This is a genomic window from Microcystis sp. CS-574, assembly GCF_028329095.1.
GTDB lineage: Bacteria > Cyanobacteriota > Cyanobacteriia > Cyanobacteriales > Microcystaceae > Microcystis > Microcystis ichthyoblabe_A.
Map to the genome: position 1 here is coordinate 1 of NZ_JAQMSY010000055.1, position 3,567 is coordinate 3,567.

Here is a 3,567-nt window from a genome sequence, read left to right on the forward strand (position 1 = left end):
GCTGGTAGTGGAAGTCAAAAGTAGTTTAAGTGTAGATGATGTCAAAGAATTAATCAAGAATCTAACAGAATTTAGGCAATTTTTTCCCGAATATAACCACAAACAATTATATGGGGCAGTAGCAGGCATTGAAATCGAAGAAGGAGCGGATAAATATGCTTATCGTCAAGGTTTATTTGTCTTAGCACAAAGGGGGGAAAATGTAGCGATTCTTAACGATACTGATTTTCAACCAAAAACGTGGTATGATCCTTAAACTTGTCTTTGGGAAAGTCCAGTGCAATTCTGGTACTGTGCCGCAGCTGTAATCAAGTAAAAAGTAAAAAGAGTACATCTTCCCTTTTTCCTTGCGAGTCAGAATACCAATTACAAGCTTTTGATTGGTAGTATAGACAACTAATTTTCTAACTACTTCTCTGCGTCGCATGGAGAACAAACAACGGTGAATTGGTTAGTTAAAGCAAATGCTTGTCCCGGTTTATTTTATGGCACTGCTGCCCAAGATGGGTTTTTAATTCGTCTCCGCACCCCCGGTGGATGGCTCAATTCTCCACAGGGAAAAGCGATCGCCACTTGGCTCGAACAATGGCAGAGTACAGTACAAGTTACCAATCGGGCAAATCTGCAAATTCGCGGACTGCAAAAATCCCCCAGTTTAGAAGAATTTCAAACCCTGCAAAAATTAGGGTTAGCTGCCCATAATCCCAGTATCGATCATCTGCGTAATATCATGTCTAGTCCCACGGCTGGAATTGACTGCCAAGAATTGATCGATACTCGTCCATTAGTCCAAGAATTAGATAATTTTATCCAAAATTATCCATCAATTGCCCCACTAAGTCCTAAATTTAGTATCGGGATCGATGGCGGCGGTGCAGTGGGAATTGGCACCAGTTCAACTATGGCCTGGCAACACCGCTATAACGAGATTCATCTATCAGCAATTGCCCTCAATAATCCGACAAATTTAACTTCTATTGTTTGCTTTCGATTAGCACTTGGAGGAGATAAACAATTATATGACACGGACTTATTAATTGAGCCAGAAAACTGTTTATCTGTGGTCAAAACTCTAGTAAAGGTTTATCTCGATTATGTTCAACAAACCCCTAAGATCAAGGGGAAAAAACCTCGGATGAAACACCTAATCAAAGATTGGGGATTGACAAAATATCTCGAACAAGTTAACTCCCAATTACATCGGAATTATACTGGAATAATAGACTGGCAAGAATGCCAGCAAACTGCCCATTCTACTCAACCCTATTTTCATCTGGGAATTCATCCTCAAAAGCAACCCGGATTATCTTATATTGGCCTATCATTAAGATTAGGACAATTGACGGCTAATCAACTATGGGGATTAGCGGCACTATCAGAAACTTTTGGCAGTGGTCAGTTACGATTAACCCCTTGGCAGACTGTTATATTACCCGATATTCCCGATGAAAAAGTGTCAGAATTGTTGCCAAAACTGGCATCACTAGGATTATCCGCTTCTCTTGGATGGGATGCGGGGATAGTTGCCTGTAGCGGTAAACCAGGTTGTGCGGCAGCGGCCACTGCAACTCAAATTCATGGTTCTCTCCTGGCAGATTATTTGCAGAAACACTTAACCTGCAATTCTCCTGTTAATATTCACTTGACAGGTTGTGCTAAATCCTGCGCTCAACCAGGTCCTGCCGAAATTACCCTTTTAGGAACTACCATCGAGGAAAATGGCCAAATACTAGAAGCTTATCAAGTCTATGTGGGTGATAGTCAAAAGTTCTTAGAAACACCCATATTTGAGGGAGAATTTACCAAGATTCCCCCGCTCATAGCCCAAATTTTAAGCTCCCAAAAATCGAAAAATTTAGATGAACAGAATGGAATACATTAAGAATGGTGAGGAAATTTACCGCAAATCTTTTGCTATTATTCGGGCTGAAACTAACTGGGAAAATCTCCCCGATGATTTAGCTTCTGTGGCGGTTCGTCTAATTCATTCCTGCGGGATGACAGACATAACAGAAGATTTAGAAGCATCACCGGACGCGGTTAAAATCGGACGAAATGCCCTCGCTGGGGGGGCAGCAATTCTCTGTGATTCTCAAATGGTCGCTAATGGCATTACCAAAGCCCGTTTACCTAAAAATAATCCGATTATTTGTACCCTCAATTATCCAGAAGTGACCGAGTTAGCACGGCAAATTAATAATACCCGCTCCGCTGCCGCTTTAGAACTTTGGCAACCTCATTTAGCTGGAGCAGTGGTAGCCATTGGTAATGCACCAACCGCACTTTTTCACCTACTAGAATTGCTCGATCAAAATGTAGATAAACCAGCTTTGATTTTAGGCTTTCCCGTGGGATTTGTAGGAGCGGCAGAGTCGAAAATAGAATTAGCAACTAATAGTCGTGGCGTGCCATTTATTACCCTGCACGGACGTAGGGGCGGCAGCGCAATCGCAGCAGCAGCAGTCAATGCTTTAGCAAAAGAGAACGAATTATGAATAAATTAGGCAAACTTTATGGATTAGGAATCGGTCCTGGTGACCCCGAATTGTTGACGCTAAAAGCACACCGGATTCTCACAACTGTTCCGGTAATTGCCTATCCTACCTTAGAAAGTGGCAAAGTTTTGGCACGGGCAATTGTTTCGGATTTTATCCGTCCCGAGCAGATAGAAATTCCCATGCCTTTACCTTTTAGTGTCGAGCGCAGTTCTCAACCTCATTATGATATTGCCGCCGAAAATATCGCCGAACAGTTAAACTTAGGCCGAGATGTGGCAGTTTTATGTGTGGGCGATCCGATGTTGTATGGCACATTTATGTATATCTTTAATCGCTTGTGCGATCGCTTTTCCATTGAAGTCGTGCCGGGTATTTCTTCAGTGATGGCAAGTGCAGCAATGCTGGGTGTACCTATCACTTATCGAAATGACGTATTTAGTATCATGCCCGCTACTTTAGAGGCGGAAATATTGCGGGATCGCCTAGCATTTATCGATGCAGCAGCGATTATTAAATTAGGCAGACATTTCGCTAAAGTTCGTGATATTCTCGAGGAATTAGGATTATTAGAACGCGCCCTCTACATCGAACGAGCAACCTTACCCAATCAGCAAATTATTCCGATTACCGAAATCGATCCAGAGGCTGTCACCTACTGGTCATTAATTCTGATTCCTAGTAAAACTAAACTCCAATAATTCTATAGACATAGTTAAATCTTCTATCCCCTACCTGACAAAACCTATCGGGTTTAGATGATAGGAAGAATTTCATGAAGATTTTGCTAAAATTGTCGATGCCTATATTGGGAATGATCGAGTATATGTATTTATTGACGATTTAGATCGCTGTAAACATCCAAAATCAGCAGAGTTGATGCAAGCGATTAACTTGATGATTGCTGATGATCCGTCAGTGGTGTTGATTTTCTGACAGGGGGACAAGCGAGCTAGAAAATTTGCCAACAAAGGCTTCTGGCTTCTCTCGCTAGAAATAGATCGAGCGATTCTAGGCAAAAAGCTAACGAAAGAATTAGGGATAGGAGCGAGCTTACTAGGAATCATTATTA

At 41.9% G+C, this 3,567-nt stretch carries 3 protein-coding genes, 2 pseudogenes and 1 riboswitch; all 5 genes and pseudogenes read left to right on the top strand.

Annotated elements, in window-relative coordinates:
• A pseudogene (locus tag PN470_RS03780) lies at positions 1 to 256 on the top strand (DUF3782 domain-containing protein); the annotation flags it as partial.
• Positions 227 to 385, top strand: a riboswitch (cobalamin riboswitch). Its footprint overlaps the pseudogene before it by 30 nt.
• A gap of 57 nt (positions 386 to 442) precedes the next feature.
• A complete protein-coding gene (gene cobG, locus PN470_RS03785; protein WP_271935028.1) occupies positions 443 to 1,882 on the top strand; it encodes a precorrin-3B synthase in 1,440 nt (479 codons plus the stop codon).
• Entirely contained in the window at positions 1,869 to 2,495 is a 627-nt protein-coding gene (locus tag PN470_RS03790; RefSeq protein ID WP_272103716.1) for a precorrin-8X methylmutase, read from the top strand. The genes cobG and PN470_RS03790 overlap by 14 nt, the downstream gene beginning before the upstream one ends.
• Positions 2,492 to 3,196 (top strand): precorrin-2 C(20)-methyltransferase, encoded by a 705-nt coding sequence (gene cobI, locus PN470_RS03795; protein ID WP_002755704.1) that lies wholly within the window; start codon positions 2,492 to 2,494, stop codon positions 3,194 to 3,196. The genes PN470_RS03790 and cobI overlap by 4 nt, the downstream gene beginning before the upstream one ends.
• A 64-nt stretch (positions 3,197 to 3,260) precedes the next feature.
• Positions 3,261 to 3,425 (top strand): annotated as a pseudogene (locus PN470_RS03800) (P-loop NTPase fold protein); the annotation flags it as partial.
• Positions 3,426 to 3,567 lie beyond the last annotated feature (142 nt).

Excerpts from the sequence above, each read along its gene's own strand:
- PN470_RS03790 (WP_272103716.1), top strand. The coding sequence starts at position 1,869 with ATGGAATACATTAAGAATGGTGAGGAAATTTACCGCAAATCTTTTGCT.
- cobI (WP_002755704.1), top strand. The coding sequence starts at position 2,492 with ATGAATAAATTAGGCAAACTTTATGGATTAGGAATCGGTCCTGGTGAC.